This is a genomic window from Geodermatophilus saharensis (assembly GCF_900188205.1).
Classification (GTDB): Bacteria; Actinomycetota; Actinomycetes; order Mycobacteriales; family Geodermatophilaceae; genus Geodermatophilus; species Geodermatophilus saharensis.
This window is the reverse complement of sequence record NZ_FZOH01000007.1, coordinates 179,745-200,652: the sequence shown is the minus strand read 5'-3', so window position 1 is coordinate 200,652 and position 20,908 is coordinate 179,745. Positions and strand designations below refer to the sequence as shown.

Annotated in this window: 19 protein-coding genes, 1 tRNA gene and 1 riboswitch; of the genes, 13 read left to right on the top strand and 7 right to left on the bottom strand. The window is 75.8% G+C overall.

The features are described 5' to 3' along the window. From CHC04_RS17435 to CHC04_RS17425, 3 genes are all read right to left on the bottom strand, one after another. On the bottom strand, positions 1 to 1,266 hold the full coding sequence (locus CHC04_RS17435; protein WP_245817375.1) for a DUF445 domain-containing protein: 1,266 nt from the start codon (positions 1,264 to 1,266) through the stop codon (positions 1 to 3). Between the two features lie 73 nt (positions 1,267 to 1,339). After that, positions 1,340 to 2,644 carry a S1C family serine protease gene (locus CHC04_RS17430; protein ID WP_089405198.1) on the bottom strand — a complete coding sequence of 435 codons (1,305 nt, stop codon included), beginning with the start codon at positions 2,642 to 2,644 and terminating at the stop codon, positions 1,340 to 1,342. A 105-nt stretch (positions 2,645 to 2,749) separates the two neighbouring features. Then, positions 2,750 to 3,526, bottom strand: a complete 777-nt coding sequence (locus CHC04_RS17425; RefSeq protein ID WP_089405197.1) for an ABC transporter permease — start codon at positions 3,524 to 3,526, stop codon at positions 2,750 to 2,752. 140 nt (positions 3,527 to 3,666) lie between these two features. Between CHC04_RS17425 and CHC04_RS17420 the strand changes: the two genes are divergently transcribed. Continuing rightward, a complete protein-coding gene (locus tag CHC04_RS17420) occupies positions 3,667 to 4,392 on the top strand; it encodes a hypothetical protein (RefSeq protein WP_089405196.1) in 726 nt (241 codons plus the stop codon). Here the strand turns inward: CHC04_RS17420 and CHC04_RS17415 are convergent. Further along, the gene (locus CHC04_RS17415) at positions 4,362 to 4,643 is read right to left on the bottom strand and encodes a DUF2695 domain-containing protein (RefSeq protein ID WP_089405195.1); all 282 of its coding nucleotides are present in this window, start codon (positions 4,641 to 4,643) and stop codon (positions 4,362 to 4,364) included. The genes CHC04_RS17420 and CHC04_RS17415 overlap by 31 nt on opposite strands. 82 nt (positions 4,644 to 4,725) lie before the next feature. On the opposite strand from CHC04_RS17415, the gene CHC04_RS17410 reads away from it, so the two are divergent. The 3 genes from CHC04_RS17410 to CHC04_RS17400 all read left to right on the top strand — a co-directional run bounded on the left by CHC04_RS17410 (position 4,726) and on the right by CHC04_RS17400 (position 7,017). Continuing rightward, entirely contained in the window at positions 4,726 to 5,319 is a 594-nt protein-coding gene (locus CHC04_RS17410; RefSeq protein WP_089405194.1) for a GNAT family N-acetyltransferase, read from the top strand. Next, a complete protein-coding gene (locus tag CHC04_RS17405) occupies positions 5,316 to 6,737 on the top strand; it encodes a selenium-binding protein SBP56-related protein (protein WP_089405193.1) in 1,422 nt (473 codons plus the stop codon). The genes CHC04_RS17410 and CHC04_RS17405 overlap by 4 nt, the downstream gene beginning before the upstream one ends. Before the next feature lie 207 nt (positions 6,738 to 6,944). Further along, positions 6,945 to 7,017 (top strand) — tRNA-Thr (locus CHC04_RS17400). Here the strand turns inward: CHC04_RS17400 and CHC04_RS17395 are convergent. Continuing rightward, positions 7,017 to 7,448 carry a DUF5313 family protein gene (locus CHC04_RS17395; RefSeq protein ID WP_089405292.1) on the bottom strand — a complete coding sequence of 144 codons (432 nt, stop codon included), beginning with the start codon at positions 7,446 to 7,448 and terminating at the stop codon, positions 7,017 to 7,019. The two genes, CHC04_RS17400 and CHC04_RS17395, sit on opposite strands and share 1 nt — an antisense overlap. Positions 7,449 to 7,568: 120 nt before the next feature. On the opposite strand from CHC04_RS17395, the gene CHC04_RS24300 reads away from it, so the two are divergent. From CHC04_RS24300 to CHC04_RS17365, 6 genes are all read left to right on the top strand, one after another. Continuing rightward, on the top strand, positions 7,569 to 8,000 hold the full coding sequence (locus CHC04_RS24300) for a CBS domain-containing protein (protein ID WP_176450066.1): 432 nt from the start codon (positions 7,569 to 7,571) through the stop codon (positions 7,998 to 8,000). Positions 8,001 to 8,076: 76 nt separating this feature from the next. Beyond that, entirely contained in the window at positions 8,077 to 8,994 is a 918-nt protein-coding gene (rarD, locus tag CHC04_RS17385; protein WP_089405191.1) for an EamA family transporter RarD, read from the top strand. A gap of 84 nt (positions 8,995 to 9,078) precedes the next feature. Beyond that, the gene (locus CHC04_RS17380; RefSeq protein WP_089405190.1) at positions 9,079 to 9,411 is read left to right on the top strand and encodes a DUF3263 domain-containing protein; all 333 of its coding nucleotides are present in this window, start codon (positions 9,079 to 9,081) and stop codon (positions 9,409 to 9,411) included. Positions 9,412 to 9,539: 128 nt separating this feature from the next. Beyond that, positions 9,540 to 11,051, top strand: a complete 1,512-nt coding sequence (locus tag CHC04_RS17375; protein WP_089405189.1) for a LytR C-terminal domain-containing protein — start codon at positions 9,540 to 9,542, stop codon at positions 11,049 to 11,051. Between the two features lie 89 nt (positions 11,052 to 11,140). After that, positions 11,141 to 14,086, top strand: coding sequence for an alpha/beta fold hydrolase (locus tag CHC04_RS17370; RefSeq protein WP_245817374.1), 2,946 nt, complete (start codon positions 11,141 to 11,143; stop codon positions 14,084 to 14,086). Then, entirely contained in the window at positions 14,083 to 14,955 is an 873-nt protein-coding gene (locus CHC04_RS17365; RefSeq protein ID WP_089405188.1) for an ABC transporter permease, read from the top strand. Before CHC04_RS17370 ends, CHC04_RS17365 begins: the two co-directional genes overlap by 4 nt. A 132-nt stretch (positions 14,956 to 15,087) precedes the next feature. Here CHC04_RS17365 and CHC04_RS17360 read toward each other — a convergent pair whose 3' ends face one another. Both CHC04_RS17360 and CHC04_RS17355 read right to left on the bottom strand, forming a co-directional pair. Continuing rightward, positions 15,088 to 15,909: an HAD family hydrolase gene (locus CHC04_RS17360; protein WP_089405187.1), complete on the bottom strand. Its 822-nt coding sequence runs from the start codon at positions 15,907 to 15,909 to the stop codon at positions 15,088 to 15,090. 26 nt (positions 15,910 to 15,935) lie between these two features. Beyond that, positions 15,936 to 16,865 (bottom strand): hypothetical protein, encoded by a 930-nt coding sequence (locus CHC04_RS17355; protein WP_089405186.1) that lies wholly within the window; start codon positions 16,863 to 16,865, stop codon positions 15,936 to 15,938. Between the two features lie 123 nt (positions 16,866 to 16,988). Next, positions 16,989 to 17,115: riboswitch (SAM riboswitch) on the top strand. A gap of 12 nt (positions 17,116 to 17,127) precedes the next feature. Here CHC04_RS17355 and thrC point away from each other — a divergent pair. The 3 genes from thrC (at position 17,128) to groL (ending at position 20,732) form a co-directional block, all read left to right on the top strand. After that, entirely contained in the window at positions 17,128 to 18,405 is a 1,278-nt protein-coding gene (gene thrC / locus CHC04_RS17350) for a threonine synthase (protein ID WP_089405185.1), read from the top strand. Positions 18,406 to 18,616: 211 nt separating this feature from the next. Further along, positions 18,617 to 18,817 carry a cold-shock protein gene (locus CHC04_RS17345; RefSeq protein WP_089405184.1) on the top strand — a complete coding sequence of 67 codons (201 nt, stop codon included), beginning with the start codon at positions 18,617 to 18,619 and terminating at the stop codon, positions 18,815 to 18,817. Between the two features lie 286 nt (positions 18,818 to 19,103). Beyond that, positions 19,104 to 20,732, top strand: coding sequence for a chaperonin GroEL (groL, locus tag CHC04_RS17340; protein ID WP_089405183.1), 1,629 nt, complete (start codon positions 19,104 to 19,106; stop codon positions 20,730 to 20,732). Positions 20,733 to 20,908: the final 176 nt, after the last annotated feature.

Here is a 20,908-nt window from a genome sequence, read left to right as displayed (position 1 = left end):
TCACCCGAGCAGCTGGGCGACGCTGTAGATGACCAGCCCGGCCAGCCCGCCGACGACGGTGCCGTTGATCCGGATGAACTGCAGGTCACGGCCCACCTGCAGCTCGATGCGCCGGCTGGTCTCCTCGGTGTCCCACCGCGCCACGGTGGTGCCGACGACGTCGGCGAGGTCGCCGGCGAACCGCTCGACGAGGTAGCCGGCCACCCGCACCGACTGCCGCTGCACCCGCTCGCGCACCCGCGGATCGGTCTGCAGCAGCCTCGCGGCGTCGACGATCAGCCCGGCCACGCGGGCGCGCAGCTCCGAGTCGGGGTCGGCGGCCGCGGCGAGGAAGGCCGTCTTGGCGTTGGTCCACAGCGACGACGACCAGGTGCGCACCGCCGGGTGCTCGAGCAGCTGCTTCTTGAACGCCTCGACACTCGCCGCGGTGTCGGGGTCGGTGCGCAGCGCGTGCACGTAGGCGCGCAGCCGGGCGTCGTAGACCCGCCGCAGCTCGTGGTCGCGCTCGGCGCCCACCTCGTGCAGGAAGCCCTGCAGCGCGGCGAAGACACGGTCGAACACCCGGTCGTCGACCCAGTCGGGCACCCACGCCGGCGACGCGTCGCCGAGCTGGGCGCGGAAGACGATCCGGTTCTCCTCGAGGAAGCGGGCCAGGTACCGCAGCGCCGCGGAGAGCACCTCCTGGTGCCGGTCGCCGTCGACCACGAGCTCCAGCACCCGGGCGAGCACCGGCGCGGCCGGCGTCTCGTGCAGCTTGCGGTCGACCAGCCCGGCGACGGCGTGCTGCACGTCGTCGTCGCGGAGCAGGTCGGTCACCCCGGTGAGCGCGACGGCGGCGTCGCCGGCCAGCCGCTGCGCGCGGCCGGGTGCGACGAGGAAGTCGCCGAGCCGGCGGGGGACGTCGACGGTGGCGAGCTTGTCCTCGACGACGGCGCGGGTCAGGAAGTTCTCCTGCACGAAGGTGCCCAGGCTCGCGCCGATCTGGTCCTTCTTGCGCGGGATGATCGCGGTGTGCGGGATCGGGATCCGCAGCGGGTGCCGGAACAGCGCGGTGACGGCGAACCAGTCGGCCAGCGCCCCGACCATCGAGGCCTCGGCGGTGGCCCGCACGTACCCCACCCACGCGCCGGCGTCCTCACCGATCAGCACGCAGGCCAGGAACACCGCCGCGGCCAGCCCGAACAACCCGGTGGCCAGCCGCTTCATGCGGCGCAGCCCCTCGGCGCGGGCGGGGTCGTCGAGCGAGGAGGTCAGCGGGACGCTCACCGGGGGTCTCCAGGACGACGACACCCTCCCGAGCCTAGGGCGGCCCGGGAGGGTGTCGGAGGTGGCCGTCGGGTCAGCCGGCGCTGCCGCCGAGGGTGACCTCGACCGTCGTCGTCTGCCCGCCGCGCTCGACGGTGAGGGTCACCCGGTCGCCGGGGGCGGAGCTGCGCACGGCGGCGGTGAGCTCGGTGGAGGTGGTGACGGCGCGGTCGCCCACGGCGGTCACCACGTCACCGGCCTGCAGCCCGGCGTCCGCGGCGGGGCTGCCCGGCTCGACCTGCGCCAGCTGCGCGCCGGTGCCGACCTCGCTGTTGGCGCCGTCGGTGGCGGTCTGCGCGCGGACCCCGAGGACGGCGTGGGTGGCCGTGCCGGTGTCGATGATCTCCTGGGCGATGCGCTGCGCCACGTTGCTCGGGATGGCGAAGCCGACGCCGATGTTGCCGCTCTGCCCCGACGAGCCGGGCGCGCCCGAGGCGACCGAGGCGATGGCGGTGTTGATGCCCACGACCTCGCCCGAGGCGTTGACCAGCGCGCCGCCGGAGTTGCCGGGGTTGATCGCGGCGTCGGTCTGCAGGGCGTCGAGCACGGTGGCGTCGTCCTGGGTGGAGCCGGTGGCCACCGCGCGGTCGGTGGCGCTGATGATCCCGTCGGTGACGGTGTCGGACAGGCCCAGCGGCGCGCCGATGGCCACGGCCAGGTCACCGACCTGGACGTCGTCGGAGTCGGCGAAGGTGGCCGGGGTCAGCCCGCTGGCGCCGTCGAGCCGGAGCACGGCCAGGTCGGAGGTCGGGTCGGTGCCCACGACGGTCGCGTCGTGCAGCGTGCCGTCGGCGGTGCGCACCTGCACGGCCGCGCTGGTGGTGCTGCCGTCGAGGCTGACCACGTGGTCGTTGGTCAGCACGTAGCCGTCCTCGGTGAGCACGACGCCCGAGCCGCTGCCCGAGCCCGAGCCGCTGGTCACGTAGACGGTCACCACGCTCGGCGCGGCCTTGGCCGCGGCCGCGGTGACGGCGGTGGCGTTCTCCGGGTCCTGGATCACGACCGACTGGGCCGGGGCGGCGCCGCTGCCGCCGCTCCCGCCGTCGTCGGTCAGGGCGACCACGCCGGCCCCGGTGCCGCCCCCGATGAGCGCGCCGGCCAGCAGGCCCGCGACGCCGATGCGCAGCCGGCCGGCGCGGCGCGCCTCCGGGGCGTGCGGTGCGACGGGCGGCCCGACGGGGGGCGCGACGGGCGGTGGCAGCGTGGCGGTGCCGGTGGACGCCGCCGGGTGCCAGGAGCCGCCGGACGGCGGCGGGTTCCACCCCGGGGTCGCACCGGCCGGCTGCTGCGGCTGCGCCGGCTGCTGCGGCTGGGGAGTCGGGTACGGGGTGCCGTTCATGGTGGTGGTCCTCCTCGCGTGGCGGCGCTCCGCCGCCTCGGGACCGACTGTCGGCCGGGCGTCTGACCGGGCGCTGCGGGTCGGCTGTGAGGTGTCTGGGCGCGGTCAGCGGGGGAGGCCGGGCAGCAGCCGGCCGCGGGCGACCAGCTCGGTCACGATCCAGATCGCGGCCACCTGCACGGCCAGCAGGCCGACCAGGACGAGCAGCTGCGTGGCGCCGGCGGCCAGCGGGCTGCCGCCGCCGAGCAGGACGCCGACGTAGGCGCCGGGCAGGGTGACCAGCCCCACGGTCCGGGTCTGGTCCAGCGGCGGGAGGAGCGCGGTGGCGGCCGCGTGGCGGCCCACCTCCAGGACGGCGTCGCGCGGCAGCAGGCCCAGGGCGAGCGCGGCCTCGACCTCGCCGCGGCGGGTGGTGAGCTCCTCGCGCAGCCGCCGTCCGGCCAGCGACGTCGCCGTCATCGCACCGCCGACGAGGATCCCGGCGACCGGGACGACCGCCTCGCCGCGCAGCGGCACCGTCCCGCCGGCCAGCACCAGCGCGACCACCGGCAGCGCGCCGCCGGCCACCGCGAGCGCCGCCGTGGCCGTCCGCCGGGCCGTCCCGGGAGCGCGCAGCGGCAGGCCGGTGACCCGCCCGGCCGCGGTCCCCGCCGCGACGGTGACCATGAGCGCGACGAACGCCGCCGACAGCCACAGCGAACCCACCACCAGCAGCACCACCGCCGACACCGCCGCCAGCTGGACCGTGGCGCGCAGCGCGGCGACCACCACCGGCCGCTCCTGACCCAGCCCCGACAGCCGCCCGCCGGCCGCCGCCAGCCCGGTGAGGAGCACCAGGACGACGACCAGGCGCGGGCCGAGCTCGACGACGGAGGTCCCCACGGGCGGCGATCCTGCCGGGCGCGCCGCGACACGCCGTGCACGGTGTGCGCCCGGACCGTCGCTGGGTAGAGGGGGGTCCCGGCCGGTCCTCGCGGAGCGGGTGGGGACCTCTGCCCGGCCTGCGTCCCTGGAGGCTGCTCGTGTCCGACCGCGGAGTCCCCGCCCGGCTGCTCCTGGGGCTGGCCGCCCTCACCGCGGCGGCGGTGGCCGTCGTCGGCGGGCTGGCGCTGCGACCCCCCGGGCTGCTCGCCGTGGGGCTGGCCTCCGTCGTCACCGCCTGCCTGGCCGCCGGGGTGGCCCGCGAGTCCGCGGTCGACCCGCGCGCCGACCTCGGGATCCTCGACCGCCGCTCTCCGCTCGAGGCGGCCTGGCGCGTCGGCGCGGCCACCATCGGGGTGCTGCTGTTCCTGTCCGGGACGGCGGCGGTGGGCGGACCGGTGCTCACCGTGCTCGCCGGCGCCGTGCTCACCGTCGGTGGGCTCGGGCTGTGGCTGCTGCGCACCGGGCGCCCGCCGCGGCGCGACGCGAGCCCGCCCGCCGCCCGGGCCGCGGGCGGGGCGCCGCCCGCCGCGGCCCCCTCGCCGCTGACCGGTGCCCGGCCGGGGGAGACCGTCGGCACGGTCACCTACCTGCCGCCGGTGGCGACGCTGTCGACCGCGGCGCTGGGCCGGGAGTGGCTGAGCACGACGACGGCGCTGGCCGGGCAGCTGCACCCGGCGGCGCGGCAGTCGATCGTGCGGCGCCGCCAGGAGACCCTCGACGAGCTCGAGCGCCGCGACCCCGCCGGGTTCGCCCGCTGGCTGGCCGAGGCCTCGCCGCGCACCGACCCGGCCGGCTACCTGAGCGAGGGGCCCTCCGCGGCCTGACCGGCGACGGGGAAGACGACGGCCGGGTCGACGTTCATCACGACCTCGCAGTCGCAGAACCCGCCGAACTCCTCGAGGCCTTCGTGCAGCCGGTCGAGGGCGACGCCGTGGCTCGCGGCCCAGGCGTCGGTGGCGCGGCGGGTCTGGTCGCAGCCCCCGTCCCCGAGCAGCGCCTCGACGTGCTCCCGCAGCGCGTCGAGCTGGGAGCGGTCCAGCGGCAGGAGGGCGGCCTCGTCGTCGGTCGGTGCCACACCGTCAGGATCGGCCGGGAGGGGTGCGGCTGGAGCCCAACCCGGTCGAGTCCTGCGCGCCGCCCTGGCACCCTCGTGCGCCGTGCCCGCCGATCCCGTCGTCCTGCGCCCCGCCGTCCCCCCGGACGCCGCGGCGATCGCCGGGGTGTGGTCGCGCTCCTTCTCCGCCGCCCTGCCGACGGTGCGGCGCGCGCACACCGACGACGAGGTCCGCGGCTGGGTCCGCGACGTGCTGGTGCCGCGGCACGACACGTGGGTGGCCGAGGCCGGCGGTGCCGTCGTCGGCCTCCTCGCGCTCTCCGACGGCTGGCTCGACCAGCTGTACCTCGACCCCGCCTGGCGCGGGCGGGGGATCGGTGACCGGTTCGTCGAGCTGGCCAAGCGGCGGCAGCCCGCGGGCCTGCAGCTGTGGACGTTCCAGGTCAACGCGCCCGCGCGGCGGTTCTACGAGCGGCACGGGTTCCGCGCCGTCGAGGAGACCGACGGCTCGGACAACGAGGAGCGCGAGCCCGACGTCCGCCACGTCTGGCGGCCGGGCAACCCGTGGGCGGGGGCAGTCCGTCAGGGCGCGTCGCCGTCCTCGGGCGGCCGAGCGGGCCGTGGCCCGTGGACAGTCGGTCGCGAGCGTCGCAGACTTGCCCCGGAGGACGAGCGAGCCAGAGGCGGCCGACGATGAGCGAGTCGACGCACCGGACGGATCCCACCTTCTACCGCAGCGCCGCCGACGCGATCGCCGCGCCGACCGAGCAGTTGGCCTACGTGGTCGCCTTCGACCGCGCCAGACAGCGACCGGATGCGCTCACCGTCGTCGACACCGACCCGGACTCCGCCACCTACGGACGACTGGTCGGCTGGGCGGAGCTGCCCACGGTCGGCGACGAGCTGCACCACTTCGGCTGGAACGCCTGCTCCAGCGCGCTCCAGCACGAGGGCCACGACATGGGCCACGACGGCCTGCAGCGCCGTTACCTGCTGCTGCCCGGCCTGCGCAGCTCGAACGTGCACGTCTACGACACCCACCCCGACCCGCGTTCGCCGCGGCTGCACAAGACCATCGCGGCGGAGGAGTTGGCCGGGAAGGCCGGCTACTCACGGCCGCACACGCTGCACTGCGGCCCGGACGGCGTCTTCCTCACCTGCTTGGGCAGCGGCGAGGGGGACGGCGGCCCCGGTGGGATCGCGCTGCTGGACCACAGCACCTTCGACGTCCTGCGGGCCTGGGAGACCGACCGCGGCCCGCAGTACCTGGCCTACGACGCCTGGTGGCACCTCAACCAGAACACGCTGGTCTCCAGCGAGTGGGGGACCCCGGCGATGGTGGAGGACGGGCTGGTCCCGGAGCTGCTCCTCGGCGGGGAGTACGGCCACGCACTGCACTTCTGGGACCTCGCCGAGGGCCGGCACCGGCAGACGGTCGACCTCGGCGCGGAGCACCAGATGGTGCTCGAGCTGCGGCCCTCCCACGACCCGGACGAGACCTGGGGCTTCGTCGGGGTCGTCGTCTCCACCGCGGACCTGTCGGCGTCGGTGTGGCGCTGGTTCCGCGACGGCGAGGAGTGGAAGGCCGAGCAGGTCATCACGATCCCCGCCCAGCCCGCCGACCCGGACGACCTGCCGCCGGCGCTCAAGCCGTTCTCGGCGGTGCCGCCGCTGGTCACCGACATCGACCTGTCGGTCGACGACCGGATGCTGTACGTGTCCTGCTGGGGCATCGGCGAGCTCAAGCAGTACGACGTCACCGACCCGGCGGCGCCACGGGAGGTGGGCTCGGTCCACCTCGGTGGCATCGTCCGGCGGACCGCGCACCCGGCGGCCCCGGGCGAGCCGCTGGCCGGTGGCCCGCAGATGGTCGAGGTCAGCCGCGACGGCAGGCGGATCTACGTCACCAACTCGCTGTACGGGGCCTGGGACGACCAGTTCTTCCCGGCCGGCACCGGCTCCTGGATGGCCAAGATGGACACCGACCCCCAGGCCGGCGGGATGACCCTCGACGAGCGGTTCTTCCCGCACGGCGAGGACTGGCGCGGCCTGCGGCCGCACCAGGTACGGCTGCAGGGCGGCGACGCGTCCAGCGATTCGTACTGCTATCGCTGACTCCCGGCTCGCTCACGGAGGTCGTGCCCGTTGACGGCCGCTTCACGCTGCCCGCCCTGGCGCCCGCAGACCGGTGACCTACCGCGGCGGTGTGGACGGACAGGTGGTCCAGTCCGCGCCGGCGGCGGACGGACCACGGCACCCGACACGGCGGAGTCGTCCCGTGCGGTGTCCCTATCCTTGTCCCGGGACTCGTTCCCGGGTCTCGCCGGCGTGGCGCAACTGGTAGCGCACCCGACTTGTAATCGGGCGGTTGGGGGTTCGAGTCCCCCCGTCGGCTCAGTCGAAGCTGCCCGACCCGCCGACCCGGTAGGGGAAGCGCTCCTCGACCCGCGCGCTGCGGCGGCGCTCGGCACGCTCCTCGCGCAGCCGGGCGGCGGTGCCGGCGGGGTAGCCGGCCTTGGCCACCCGGTGCTCGGTGGTCTCCACCATGAAGGCCAGCGAGTACACCAGCCCGACCAGCAGGCCGCCGAAGGCGGCGGTCAGGCGGTAGGCCAGCGCCATGGGGACGGCGACCAGGCAGATCACGACGAGCGGCGAGAGCTGAACCAGCGAGCGGGTCACGTGCCGGCGAACCCACCCGGGCCGGGTGGTGTCCGACAGCACCCAGGCCGACAGGTCGCGCGGCAGACCGCCGCCGAAGGCGTAGCGGAGCCACTGCAGGACCGAGGGGGACGCCGCCGTGGGGGCGTCGTGCCGGGTGGTGCGCACACGTCGACGGTAGGCCCGTCCGTCCACCCGTGGGGACGGTTCCGTCCCGTACGCCCGGGGGCGTTGCCCCGCGGTCCCGGCCGGGTGGAGACTGCCGCACCGACAGGTGAGGAGGCTCCCGTGCAGATCTCCCAGCTGCTCCGCCGCAAGGGTCCCGACGTGGTCACCGTGGACCCCGCCGCCAGCGTGCGGGACGCGCTCACGTTGCTCGCCCAGCACGGCATCGGCGCGCTGGTCGTCTCCTCGACGGGGAGCACCGTCGAGGGCATCGTCTCCGAGCGCGACGTCGTCCGGGGGCTGCACGCGTCGGGTCCGCCGGTGCTCGAGGGCCCGGTGTCGGCGCTGATGACGGCCGACGTCCACACCTGCCCGCCCACCGCCTCGGTGCACGACCTGGCCCGCACGATGACCGACCTGCGGGTACGGCACGTCCCCGTCACCCAGGACGGCCGGCTGCTGGGGATCGTGTCGATCGGGGACGTCGTCAAGGCCCGCCTGGACGAGCTCGAGGAGGAGCGCGCCCACCTGGTCGACTACATCCAGACCGGCTGATGGAGGACCCCCTTGCCCCCCACCACTCGCAGGCTCGCGGTGGGGGGCAAGGGGGCCACGGGTACGGTTGCCGCTCGTGGACGAGCGGCGGCTGGGGACGGCGGCGGGTCTGTCCGCCTACCTGCTGTGGGGCTGCTTCCCGCTGTACTTCCCGCTGCTCGAGCCCGCCGGCGGCGTCGAGATCGTCGCCCACCGGGTGGTCTGGTCGCTGCTGTTCATCGCCCTGCTGCTGACCGCGCTGCGCCGCTGGGCGCTGGTCCGGGCCGCGGTCACCGACCGCCGCACGATGCTCGTCCTCGCCGGCGCCTCGGTGCTCATCGCCGCCAACTGGCTGGTGTTCGTCTACGGGGTCAACTCCGGTCACGTCGTCGAGACCTCGCTCGGCTACTTCATCAACCCGCTGGTCAGCGTGCTGCTGGGCGTCGTCGTCTTCGCCGAGCGGTTGCGGCCGCTGCAGTGGGCGGCGGTGGCGCTGGCCGCCGTCGCCGTCGCCGTCCTGACCTGGGACTACGGCCGCCCCCCGTGGATCGCGCTCTCCCTGGCCGCCACCTTCGGCGGGTACGGGCTGCTCAAGAAGCTGGTCCGCGTCGAGGCCGCACCCGGCCTGTTCGTCGAGACGGCGGTGGCCTTCCTGCCGGCGCTGGTCTTCCTGGGCGTGCTGCAGGCCACCGGGCGGGGCACCGCGGGCTCGGAGGGGACCGGTCACCTGCTGCTGCTCATGGCCTCGGGGGTCGCGACGGCGGTGCCGCTGCTGCTGTTCGCCGCGGCCGCCCGCCGGATCCCGCTGTCGACGGTCGGGCTGCTGCAGTACGTGACGCCGCTGATGCAGCTCGCGATCGGCGTCTTCGTCTTCCACGAGCCGATGCCGCCCGCCCGCCTCGTCGGCTTCGCGATCGTCTGGGCCGCGCTCGCGGTGTTCACCGTCGACAGCCTGCGCACCGCCCGGGCGGCCGGTCGCCGGGCCGCGGCCGAGCGGGTGGTGGCGGCGGCCTGACGGCGGGCGCGACACGCTGAAAACGTCGGCCGGCGGGCATACCGTCGTCGGTGACGGCTTCCCCCCGATCGAACGGACCCTCCCATGACCCCCGACCCCGTCCCCGCGGTCTCCCCGCCGGGGGGCACGGCGTCCGGGAGCGAGCCCGCGCAGCCCGCGGGCCTGACCCGGCGCGAGCACGAGATGCTGGCCTTCGAGCGGCAGTGGTGGCGCCACCCGGGCGCTAAGGAGACGGCCATCCGCGAGCAGTTCGGCCTGCCCCCGACTCGCTACTACCAGGTGCTCAACGCCCTGGTCGACCGCCCGGCCGCGCTGGAGGCCGACCCCCTGCTGGTCCGCCGGTTGCGCCGCCTGCGCAGCGCCCGACGCCAGCGGCGTTCCCCGTCCCTCCTGGGCAAGGACCCGTCGGCCATCTAGATTTGGTCACCGTGGGCAGGCACGCGGCGTCAGGTGGTGACCAACCGGACCGGCCGTCCGCCCCGGTGGCCGGTGGACGCCGGCGCACGGACCCCGTTCCCGGGCAGCCCGGCGCGGACGCTGCCGGCGTGCTCGACGACACCGACTGGAGCGACTCCCCGACGCTGACGGGGCCGCTGCGCAGCCGCGCCGAGCGCCGGCGCGACGCACTGCTGGGGGACGAGACCGACCGCCGCCGCCCGCTGACCGGCCGGCCGGGCCGGCCCGCGGTCCCCGCTCGCACCGGCGAGCCGGACCGCGCCGCGCAGCCGGCCCCCGCCCCGCAGCCGGAACGCCGCGCCGAGTCCGCGCGCCCCGGCGCGTGGGTCCGCCCGCCGGCCGCCGGCGCCACCCGCCAGGCTCCCGCGCCGGTCGAGCGGGCCGCCCGCCCGGCGCCGGTCCCGCAGCGGCCGGCACCCGCGCGGCCCGCGGCCCCGCCCCTCGTCCCGCCGACCGCCGCGCGGCTGCCCGCGCCGCCGTCGGTGTCCCCGCCCGCTCCGCAGGCCGCGGCGGCGCCCGCGGCACCGGCCCGCCCGGCCGCCCCGCTCACCACGGTCGCGCCCTTCCAGGCGGTGCCGACCCCCCAGCCCGACACCCCCGCGCCGGCCGCCGCGCCGCTGGACCCGTGGGACCGGCCGGCCCGCCCGGCCGCCGCGGGTCGCGCACCGCAGGCCGCCGCGTCCTCGGCCCCACCAGCCGCCCCGGCCACCGAGGCGATCCCCGACCGCGAGATCGCCCGGGGACGGGCGGCGGCCCCGCTGACCGAGGCCATCCCCGACCGCGAGATCACCCACGGGCGCGCCGCCGCACCGCTGACCGAGGCCATCCCCGACCGCGGTGTCCGGCGGGGCGAGCGGACCCGTGCGCCGGAGCCGGACACCGGCCCGCCCACCGGGTCGCCCACCGGGCTCTCGAGCGACACCGGCGTCGTCGGCAACCGCGCCGCGCTGCGGGCCGAGCGGCAGGCGCGCGAGGCCGAGCGGCAGGCGATGGAGTCCGAGCGCCGCAAGGCCGCGCGCCGGGCCGGTGTCTCCCGCGCCGCGCTGCGGGCCGCGGCGACCGCCGAGGACGACGCCCCGCCGCGCCGGGGCCGGACCGTGCCGGCGCTGCTCGCCGTCGTCGTCGTCGCGCTGGTGGTGCTCGGCGTGTACAGCTTCACCTCCTCGGCGACGCAGGAGGCCGGCTCCACCAGCACGCCGACCCGGACCTCGGCACCGGCCGGCGTCGCCGCGCCCAGCGGCGCCCTCCCGGAGCTGTCGGTGGAACCGCTGCCCCCGGTCGCGCAGGCGCCGAGCACGCCGGTCCGCGTCCCGGTGACCGTGCTCAACGCCACCGACGTCAGCGGCCTGGCCGGCGACGCCGCCGACGCCTTCCGCGCCCAGGGCTGGGAGTCCAACGGCATCGGCCAGTACGAGGGACCGGGCGTCGCCGTCACCACGGTCTTCGTCAGCGCCGGTGACGAGCAGCAGCGCCAGTCGGCGGTCCAGCTCATGGCGGCCTTCCCCGGCGTGGTCGGCGGCCCGGCGGAGCGCTTCTTCGAGGTGCCCGGCGTGGCCGACCCCGGCCTGGTGGTCGTCGTCACCGGCGAGTGGCGGCCCTGACCGGACCCCGCGGCACCCCGGCCGGACGGCGCCGGAACACCGGCGCGGGACCGTCCGTTGGCCGCTTCGTGCGTCCCGTCCGCGGGCCCGTGCGTCCTCGCCCGCGCCCCGGCGCCCGCACGACGCTCGGCGCCCTCCTCGCCCTGCTGGTCACCGGCAGCCTGCTCGCGTGGGCGCCGGCGACCGCCGTCGCGGCGGAGGAGGTGCGCACCGAGGACGCCCGGGTCCCCTCCGGCTCCGGTGCCGACGCCGTCGAGCTCGACACCACGCTGTACCTGCCCGGGTCGGCCACCGCGGACGACCCCGCCCCGGCGGTCGTCCTCGCGCACGGCTTCGGCGGCAGCAAGCAGTCGGTGGCCGACGACGCCCGCGACCTCGCCGGTCGCGGCTTCGTCGTCCTGACCTACTCCGCGCGCGGGTTCGGCGCGAGCACCGGCCAGATCGGCCTCGACGACCCCCGCTACGAGGTCGCCGACCTCTCCACCCTGCTCGACCTGCTCGCCGGGCGCGACGACGTCCTCCTCGACGGCGACGGCGACCCGCGGGTCGGCGTCGCCGGGGCCAGCTACGGCGGGGCGCTGTCGCTGCTCGGCGCGGCCTACGACGACCGGGTCGACGCCATCGCGCCGCAGATCACCTGGAACTCGCTGACCGCCGCGCTGTTCCCCTCCCAGAGCGGCACCGCCGACGCCGCCACACCCGCCGCCACCCCGCAGGCCGCCGACACCGGCGTCTACAAGCGGCTGTGGGCCGGGCTGTTCTTCGGCGTCGGCTCGGTCCCCGGCGGCGGGCTGCTCGACGCCCTCGGCGGCGGGGACGGCGCCGCCGGGGCCGAGGACGGCGAGGACGGCGGGGGCGGCACCGCCGCCACCGGCGACGGCGCGGCCGCCGCGCCCGCCTCCGTCCCCTCGCCGGAGGACCTGCCGGTCGACCTCTCGACGGTCGACCCCGCCGCGGTGGAGCAGGCGCTGACCTGCGGCCGGTTCCGCGCCGACATCTGCGCCGCCTACCAGGCGGCCGCGGCCACCGGCACGCTCACCCCCGAGGTCGCCGCGGTGCTCGACCGCAGCAGCCCGGCGGCCGTGCTCGACCGCATCACCGCGCCGACCCTGCTGGTCCAGGGCACCGAGGACTCCCTGTTCGGCCTCGGCCAGTCCGACGCCAACGCCCGCGGCATCGCCGCCACCGGCACCCCGGTGAAGGTCGTCTGGTACGCCGGCGGCCACGACTCCCCGGCCTCCGAGCGGGAGACCGCCGAGCTGCGCGACCTCGTCGCCGGCTGGTTCTCCTGGCACCTGCGCGACGCGGACGACCCCGCCCGCGGCGAGGACCCCGGCACCGGTTTCGAGTTCCCCGTGCCCAGCGGCCTGGGCAGCACCCTCGGCAGCGTCCAGGGCGGCACGCAGAGCGTCGTCGCCGACGCCTACCCCGGTCTGGAGGGGACCGAGCCCACCGCGCGCACCGAGCTCGCCCTCGACGGCCCGCTGCAGCCGGTGGTCACGCCGGCCGGCGGCACGCCCGCGGCGATCACCACCGTCCCCGGCCTCGGGGCGCTGGCCTCGGCGCTGGGCGGCGCCGCCGTCGAGATCCCCGGCCAGTTCGCCGCCTTCGCCACCGAGCCGCTCGACGGGGCCGTCGAGGTCGTCGGCGCGCCCACCGTCGAGCTCGCCGTCGCCTCGCCCACCGGCACCGCGACCCTGTTCGCCAAGCTCTACGACGTCGGCCCCGACGGCGCGCAGACGCTGCCCGGCGGGCTGGTCGCCCCCCTGTCGCTGACCGGCCTGTCGGCCGACCCCGCCGCGCCCACCGAGGTCGCCGTCACGCTGCCGGGGATCGTGCACCGGTTCGAGGCCGGCCACACGATGCGCGTCGTCGTCTCCTCCACCGACCAGGCCTTCGCGCTGCCGGCCGACGCGGGCGTCTACTCGGTGTCCCTGGCCGGCGACGGCGGCAGCGCGCTCGCCGTCCCCTCCGTGGCGGGGGAGGCGCAGGCCGACGGCGGCACCTCGCGCTGGTGGTGGCTGCTCGGCGCCGTCGTCGTCCTCGGGCTGCTCGGCTGGGCGGCCGCGGTGCTGTGGGGGCGCCGGCGCCGCCGGGTCACCTCGGCCGTCGAGCCCGACGGCGAGGACGTGCCGCTGCGCTTCGAGGGCGTGACCAAGGCCTACAAGGACGGCTTCGTGGCCGTCCGCGACCTGTCCTTCGAGGTCCGCCGCGGCCAGGTGCTCGGCCTGCTCGGGCCCAACGGCGCGGGCAAGACGACGTCGCTGCGGATGCTCATGGGCCTGATCCGCCCGACGCAGGGACGGATCAGCGTCTTCGGCCACGCCGCCGGACCCGGTGCCCCGGTGCTGTCGCGGCTGGGCTCCTTCGTCGAGGGCACCGGCCTCATGCCGCACCTGTCGGGCCGCGACAACCTGACCCTGTACTGGGCGGCCACCGGCCGGCCGGTCGAGGACGCGCACATGGACGAGGCGATCGAGGTCGCCGGCCTCGGCGCCGCCATCGACCGCCCGGTCCGCCGCTACAGCCAGGGCATGCGGCAGCGGGTCGCGATCGCCCAGGCGATGCTCGGCCTGCCCGACCTGCTGGTCCTCGACGAGCCCACCAACGGCCTGGACCCGCCGCAGATCCACGCCATGCGGGAGGTGCTGCGCTCCTACGCCGCCACCGGCCGCACGGTGATCGTCTCCAGCCACCTGCTCAGCGAGATCGAGCAGACCTGCACCCACGTCGTCGTCATGGCCAAGGGGCAGAAGATCGCGCAGGGCACGGTGGAGGAGATCGTCGGCGCCGGGGGCGCGGTGCTCATAGGCCTCGCCGACCCGGCCGACGCCGACCGCGCGGCCGCCGTCCTGGCCGGGCTGCCCGGCGTCGCCGTCGAGCGCACCGACGACGGCCTGGTCGCCGACCTGGGGCCGCAGACCTCCCGCGCGGCCGCGCTGCAGGCGCTGGTGGCCGCCGACGTCGCCGTCGACCAGTTCACGCCGCGCCGCCGCCTGGAGGACGCGTTCCTGGCACTCGTGGGGGAGTCGTGACCGCGACCGAGCACGTCCAGCCCACCGGCGCCGTCGCCGGCTACCGCCCCGAGCGCACGCTGCGGCTGCCGGTGGAGCTGCGCCGGCAGTTCAGGCGGCGGCGCACCCTGGGCGTGTTCGCGCTCATGGTGGCCCTGCCGCTGGTGCTCATCGCCGCGCTGCAGCTGGGCGCGAGCGAGGACGCGCAGGAGAACAGCCGGATCAACCTGGTCGACGTCGCCACCTCCAGCGGGCTGAACTTCACGCTGTTCGTGCTGTTCGCGACCACCGGCTTCTTCCTCGTGGTCGTCTACGCGCTGTTCTTCGGCGACACCGTCGCGAGCGAGGCCCAGTGGGGGTCGCTGCGCTACACGCTCGCCACCCCGGTGCCGCGGATGCGGCTGCTCCGGCAGAAGTGGCTGGCCGCGCTGGTGCTGGCGGTGGCCGCCCTGCTCACCCTCGCCCTGGTCGCGGTGGTGGCCGGCGGCATCGCGTTCGGCTTCGGCGACATCCGCACGCCGATCGGCGTGAGCCTGCCGCAGGGCGAGGGGCTGCTGCGGCTGGCGGGGATGCTCGGCTACCTGTCGGTGCACCTGCTCGTCGTCGGCTCGCTGGCGTTCTGGCTGTCCACGGTCACCGACGCGCCGCTGGCCGCCGTCGGCGGCGCGGTGTTCACCACGATCGTCTTCTCGATCCTCGACCAGGTCGAGCAGCTCGGGGCGATCCGCGACTGGTTCCCCACCGCCGAGTCCTTCGCCTGGACCGACCTGCTGCAGACGCCGGTCGACTCCTCGGACCTCTTCCGCGGGGTGGTGCAGTCGCTGGTCTACGTCGCGGTGTTCACCGCACTCGGCTTCCGCCACTTCGCCCGCCGCGACGTCACCAGCTGACCGAGGTGAGCCGCCCTGCGGGGGCGGGACGCGGGGACGGGCCCGGAGGGTCCTCGCCAGGTCCGCGCGCAGCGGCTCCACGCGGCAGGGGGACGGCACCTGGCCGCGGTGCGGTCCGGTAGGACCGCGGTGTCACAAACTCGCTCTCACCGCCTGGGCCCAGCCGACGCCCATCGCGCCGTCGGTCACCGACACGTTCGGGACGGCGGCCATGAGCCCCGCCATGCCGTCGACCTCGGCCCCGTTGGCGGTGATCCACAGCCGGCCGACGGCGCCGGCCATGTCCAGGTCGCTCACGCTGTCCCCGACGGCCACCGCGTCGGCGGGGTCGAGGCCGCGCCGCCGCAGGTCCCAGGCGATGGCCGCGCCCTTGGAGATGCCGCGCGGCATGAGGTGGTAGACCCGCGCCAGCTGCCCCTCGGGTGCCAGCCGGAGCCGCGCCGAGGCCGGGATGGCGCCGTTGTCGTGGAGGGTCAGCCAGCCCAGGCCGCGCTCGGCGAGCCACGCGTCGACGGCGGCCGGGTCGACGTAGCCGCGCAGCAGCGCGTCACCCTCGTGCGTGGCGTGCCAGGGCGCGTGCCACTCCAGCCGGCCGGGGTGTGCGGCACACAGCGCCTCGACGACGCCGAGCTCGGCCATCACGTCCATCGGCGTGCGGCCGGCGTACTCGGCGGGCAGCTCGCCGGTGAGCTGGTGCCGCTCGCGGCCGCCCCGCCAGGTGACCAGCGAGCCCAGCTCGGCGATGGCGCCCTCGGCGGCGAAGATCCGGCCGGCCTCGGTGACCTGGTCGGCGGTGCGCCCGCTGACGATGACCAGCTCGACGCCGGCGGTGTGCAGCTCCAGCAGCGCGGCCGCGGGCTCGGCGGTGGGGGAGCCGTCGGCGCCGTGCCAGAACGACCCCCGCGGGCCGACCATCGTGCCGTCGAGGTCGGTGTAGACGATGCGCGCTGCCACCCGCCCATCCTCACCTGCCGTCGTCGTCAGTCCGTACCGGCCCGGCAGGTCTCCACCGCGAACGCCTCCAGCCGGCGCCGGACCTCCGGGCCGGGCGTCACCACCACCGGGCGCGGCTCGGCGTCGGCGAGGGCGACCACGAGCCCGACCAGCCCGGTGCGGTAGCTCTCCCCGAGGGCGTGGACGTCGCACCGCGAGGGCCGCATCCGCAGCACCACCTCGACGGCGGGCTCGTCGTCCAGCGTGGGCAGCGGGCCGGTGGCGTCCACCGCGTACACGGTGTTCGAGCCGACCCCGGTCACCCGCAGCGGGTCGCTGCCGGCGAGCCGGGTCAACCGCACGGTCAGGTCCAGTGCCGGACCCTCGGCGCCGTCGACCTCCCGGACGCCGGTCGCCTCGATGCGGACCTGCCGCGCGAACTCCTGCTCCGCGCAGTCGGCCTCGTGCAGCCGGGCGACGAGGCCGCCGTCGTCGAGGGGGACGTCGACCTCCCGCTGCGCCCCGGTGGCGTCGCGCAGCCGCACCACCGCGTGCGGCGCGCCGGGTGTGGTCGCGCAGTCGCTCGCCGCGGCCACCACGGGCAGCGCCAGCCCGGCGCCCGGGCGCAGCTCGGCGCCCCGCGGGTCCGCCGGTGCCGTCGGTACACCCGGGGCGACCAGGTCGAGCGCCTCCACGACGAGGCCGGCGTTGCCGGCGACGAGCTCCACCTGCAGGCGCCGGGCCGGGACGTCGCGCCGGTACTGCAGCAGCCTCCCCCGCAGTCCGGCGCGGGGGTCACCGGCCACGGCGGCGAGCCCGGGCGCCGGAGCGGCGGAGCTGCTCGCCGGCGGGGAGGGAGGAGGTGCCGTCGCGGCCGGCCCGGTGTCCCCGTCACCGCTCCCGCAGCCGGTCACGGCCAGGGCGAGCGCGGCGGCCAGCCCGGGCCAGGGGCGGCGGTGTCCGCGACCGGGGTGCACGGCCCTCCTCGCGGGTCGGTGGGGCCCGCATGGTGCGCCGGGGACCCGGGGCGTGTCGAGAGCCGGACCGGCCGTGCCGCCGGCCGGGCCGGGGCTCCCGGGTGGGTAGAGTCGGCCGCGTTCCACTCATCCAGAGGGGCAGAGGGACACGGCCCGGTGAAGCCCCGGCAACCGCCGCACGCGACCTGCGCGCGGAAGGTGCCAATTCCGTCCCGCGCGGCTCGACGGCCCGTCGCGGGGAAGATGAGGAGGTAGTCGTCGCATGACCCTGACCGCCCCGCCCCCCACCGAGGTCCCCGCGAGTCCCGCGCGCGGACTGGTCTGTCGCAACTGCGGCGCCACCTTCGGCCTGGTCGCCGAGCACGCCTGCGCGCAGTGCTTCGGCCCGTTGGAGGTCGACTACGACCCCGAGCGCATGCGCGCGGTCACCCGCGAGCAGATCGAGGCCGGCCCGCAGAACATCTGGCGCTACGCCGGCCTGCTCCCCGTGGGCCAGGACCCCGCCGACCGCGTCTCGCTCGACCCCGGGCTCACCCCGCTGGTGCGCGCCGACCGGCTCGCCGCGGAGCTCGGCATCACGGGCGGCCTGTGGGTGAAGGACGACTCGGCCAACCCCACCCACTCGTTCAAGGACCGCGTCGTCAGTCTCGCCGCGACCGCGGCCAGGGGCCTGGGGTACGCGAAGATCGCGGCCGCCTCCACCGGCAACCTGGCCAACTCCGTGGCCGCGCACGCCGCCCGCGCCGGCCTGCCCTCCTACGTCTTCATCCCCGCCGACCTCGAGCCGGGCAAGGTCGTGCAGTCGGCCGTCTACGGCCAGACGCTGGTCGCCGTCGACGGCTCCTACGACGACGTCAACCGGCTGACCAGCGAGCTCGCCGAGACCGACGAGTTCGAGGACACCGCCTTCGTCAACCAGAACGTGCGGCCCTACTACGCCGAGGGCTCCAAGACGATGGGCTACGAGATCGCCGAGCAGCTCGGCTGGCGGATCCCGGCCCAGGTCGTCATCCCGATGGCCTCGGGCTCGCTGCTGACCAAGGTGGACAAGGCCTTCCGCGAGCTGGTGGCCGCCGGGATCGCCGAGGACACCCCGTGGCGGGTCTTCGGCGCCCAGTCGGCCGGCTGCGACCCGATCGCCACCGCGTTCGACAACGGCTGGGACGTCGTGAAGCCGGTCAAGTCCACCGGGATCGCCAAGTCGCTCAACATCGGCAACCCCGCCGACGGCCCGTACGCGCTCGACGCGATCCGCCGCACCGGCGGCGCCGTCGGCCGGGTCGGCGACGAGCAGATCGTCCAGGGCATCCGGGACCTCGCCCGCACCACGGGCGTCTTCGCCGAGACCGCCGGCGGCGTCACCGTCGCCGTCCTGCGGCAGTTGGTCGAGGACGGGCGGCTGGACCCGGCGCAGGAGACCGTCGTCCTCAACACCGGCGAGGGCCTCAAGACCCTCGACCCGCTCACGCCGGTCGTCGGCCCCACCCACCGGATCGACCCGTCGCTGCGGTCGGCCCGGGCGGCGGGCCTCGTCGGCTGACGCGTACCGTCCCCGGGAAGCCGATCCGGTCGGGTGTCACCCCGTCGCCGGATCGTGGCCGGGTCGTGTGTGCAGGATCTCCCCGCGACGACCTCGCTGTTGTACCGTCTCGCGCGGTCGTCAGTTCCACGCACGTGTCCACGGGCGGGTGAGCTGTACCCCGGCCCCCGGATCACGGGGGTCGTCCGCACGCACGAACGTGGGAGCACACGTGGCACAGGGCACCGTGAAGTGGTTCAACGCCGAGAAGGGCTTCGGCTTCATCGCCGTCGACGGCGGGCAGGACGTCTTCGTCCACTACTCCGCCATCCAGATGGACGGGTACAAGAGCCTCGACGAGGGCCAGCGGGTCACCTTCGAGGTCGTCCAGGGCGAGAAGGGCCCACAGGCCGACGGCGTGCGCGTCGCCTGAGCTCCCGAGCACCGAGCCGCGGCCCGGTCCCCCGAGCGGGGGGCCGGGCCGTCGCCGTTCCCGGGGAGGGCCAGGGCGGGAACAGCCCCGCCCCACCCCCCGTTCTTGCACTCGGCAGGGGCGAGTGCCAGACTTCGGATTGGCACTCGACAGTGCCGAGTGCCAATCAGGTCGGAACGGTGAGGCACCGGAGCGCGGGCCGTAGGAGCGTCCGCGGCGCCGGTGTCGTCCGTCGCGGGCGCCGGTCCCGGCCGTGCAGCGATCCATGCATGGAGGACATCACCACATGGCCAAGATGATCGCCTTCGAGGAAGAGGCGCGCCGCGGCCTCGAGCGGGGCATGAACACCCTCGCCGACGCCGTCAAGGTGACGCTCGGCCCCAAGGGCCGCAACGTCGTCCTCGAGAAGAAGTGGGGCGCTCCCACGATCACCAACGACGGTGTGAGCATCGCCAAGGAGATCGAGCTCGAGGACCCCTGGGAGAAGATCGGCGCCGAGCTGGTCAAGGAGGTCGCGAAGAAGACCGACGACGTCGCCGGTGACGGCACCACCACCGCCACCGTGCTGGCCCAGGCGCTCGTCCGCGAGGGTCTGCGCAACGTCGCCGCCGGCGCCAACCCGATGGCCCTGAAGAAGGGCATCGAGAAGGCCGTCGCCTCGGTCACCGAGCACCTCCTCTCGACCGCCAAGGACGTCGAGACCAAGGAGCAGATCGCCGCCACCGCGTCGATCTCCGCCGCCGACACCGCCATCGGTGAGCTCATCGCCGAGGCGATGGACAAGGTCGGCAAGGAAGGCGTCATCACCGTCGAGGAGAGCAACACCTTCGGCCTCGAGCTCGAGCTCACCGAGGGCATGCGCTTCGACAAGGGCTACATCTCGCCCTACTTCGTCACCGACGCCGAGCGCATGGAGGCCGTCCTCGACGACCCGTACGTGCTCGTCGTCAACAGCAAGATCAGCTCGGTCAAGGACCTGCTCCCGCTGCTGGAGAAGGTCATGCAGTCGGGCAAGCCGCTGGCCATCATCGCCGAGGACGTCGAGGGCGAGGCCCTCGCGACCCTGGTCGTGAACAAGATCCGCGGCACCTTCAAGTCGGTCGCCGTCAAGGCCCCCGGCTTCGGTGACCGCCGCAAGGCCATGCTCGCCGACATCTCCATCCTCACCGGCGGCCAGGTCATCAGCGAGGAGGTCGGCCTCAAGCTCGACACCGCCGACGTCTCGCTGCTCGGCCGCGCCCGCAAGGTCGTCGTCACCAAGGACGAGACGACGATCGTCGAGGGTGCCGGTGACAGCGACCAGATCGCCGGCCGGGTGAACCAGATCCGCGCCGAGATCGAGAAGTCGGACTCCGACTACGACCGCGAGAAGCTGCAGGAGCGCCTGGCCAAGCTGGCCGGTGGCGTCGCCGTCATCAAGGCCGGTGCCGCGACCGAGGTCGAGCTCAAGGAGCGCAAGCACCGCATCGAGGACGCGGTGCGCAACGCCAAGGCCGCCGTCGAGGAGGGCATCGTCGCCGGTGGTGGCGTCGCCCTGGCGCAGGCCGCCGCCGTCGCGTTCGAGAAGCTCGACGTCGAGGGTGACGAGGCCACCGGTGCCAACATCGTGCGCGTCGCGCTCGAGGCGCCGCTGAAGCAGATCGCCGTCAACGCCGGCCTCGAGGGCGGCGTCGTGGCGGAGAAGGTGCGCAACTCCGAGGTGGGCCACGGCCTCAACGCCGCCACCGGCGAGTACGTGGACCTGGTCTCGGCCGGCATCATCGACCCGGCCAAGGTCACCCGCTCGGCGCTGCAGAACGCCGCCTCCATCGCGGCGCTCTTCCTCACCACCGAGGCCGTCATCGCCGACAAGCCGGAGAAGGCCGCTGCGGCCGCCCCCGGTGGCGACGGTGGCATGGGCGGCATGGACTTCTGATGAAGGACTACGTCGTCCCCCACGATACGCTTCGCGCGCCGCGGGTCCCTATGACGTAGCCGTTTCAGAACGTCACCTCCGGCAGGGGCGGTCCCGCACTCGCGGGGCCGCCCCTGTCGGCGTTCTGCGCCCGGCCTGTCCCGTCGAGATCACGTGATCTCGACGCGGGCCGGCGT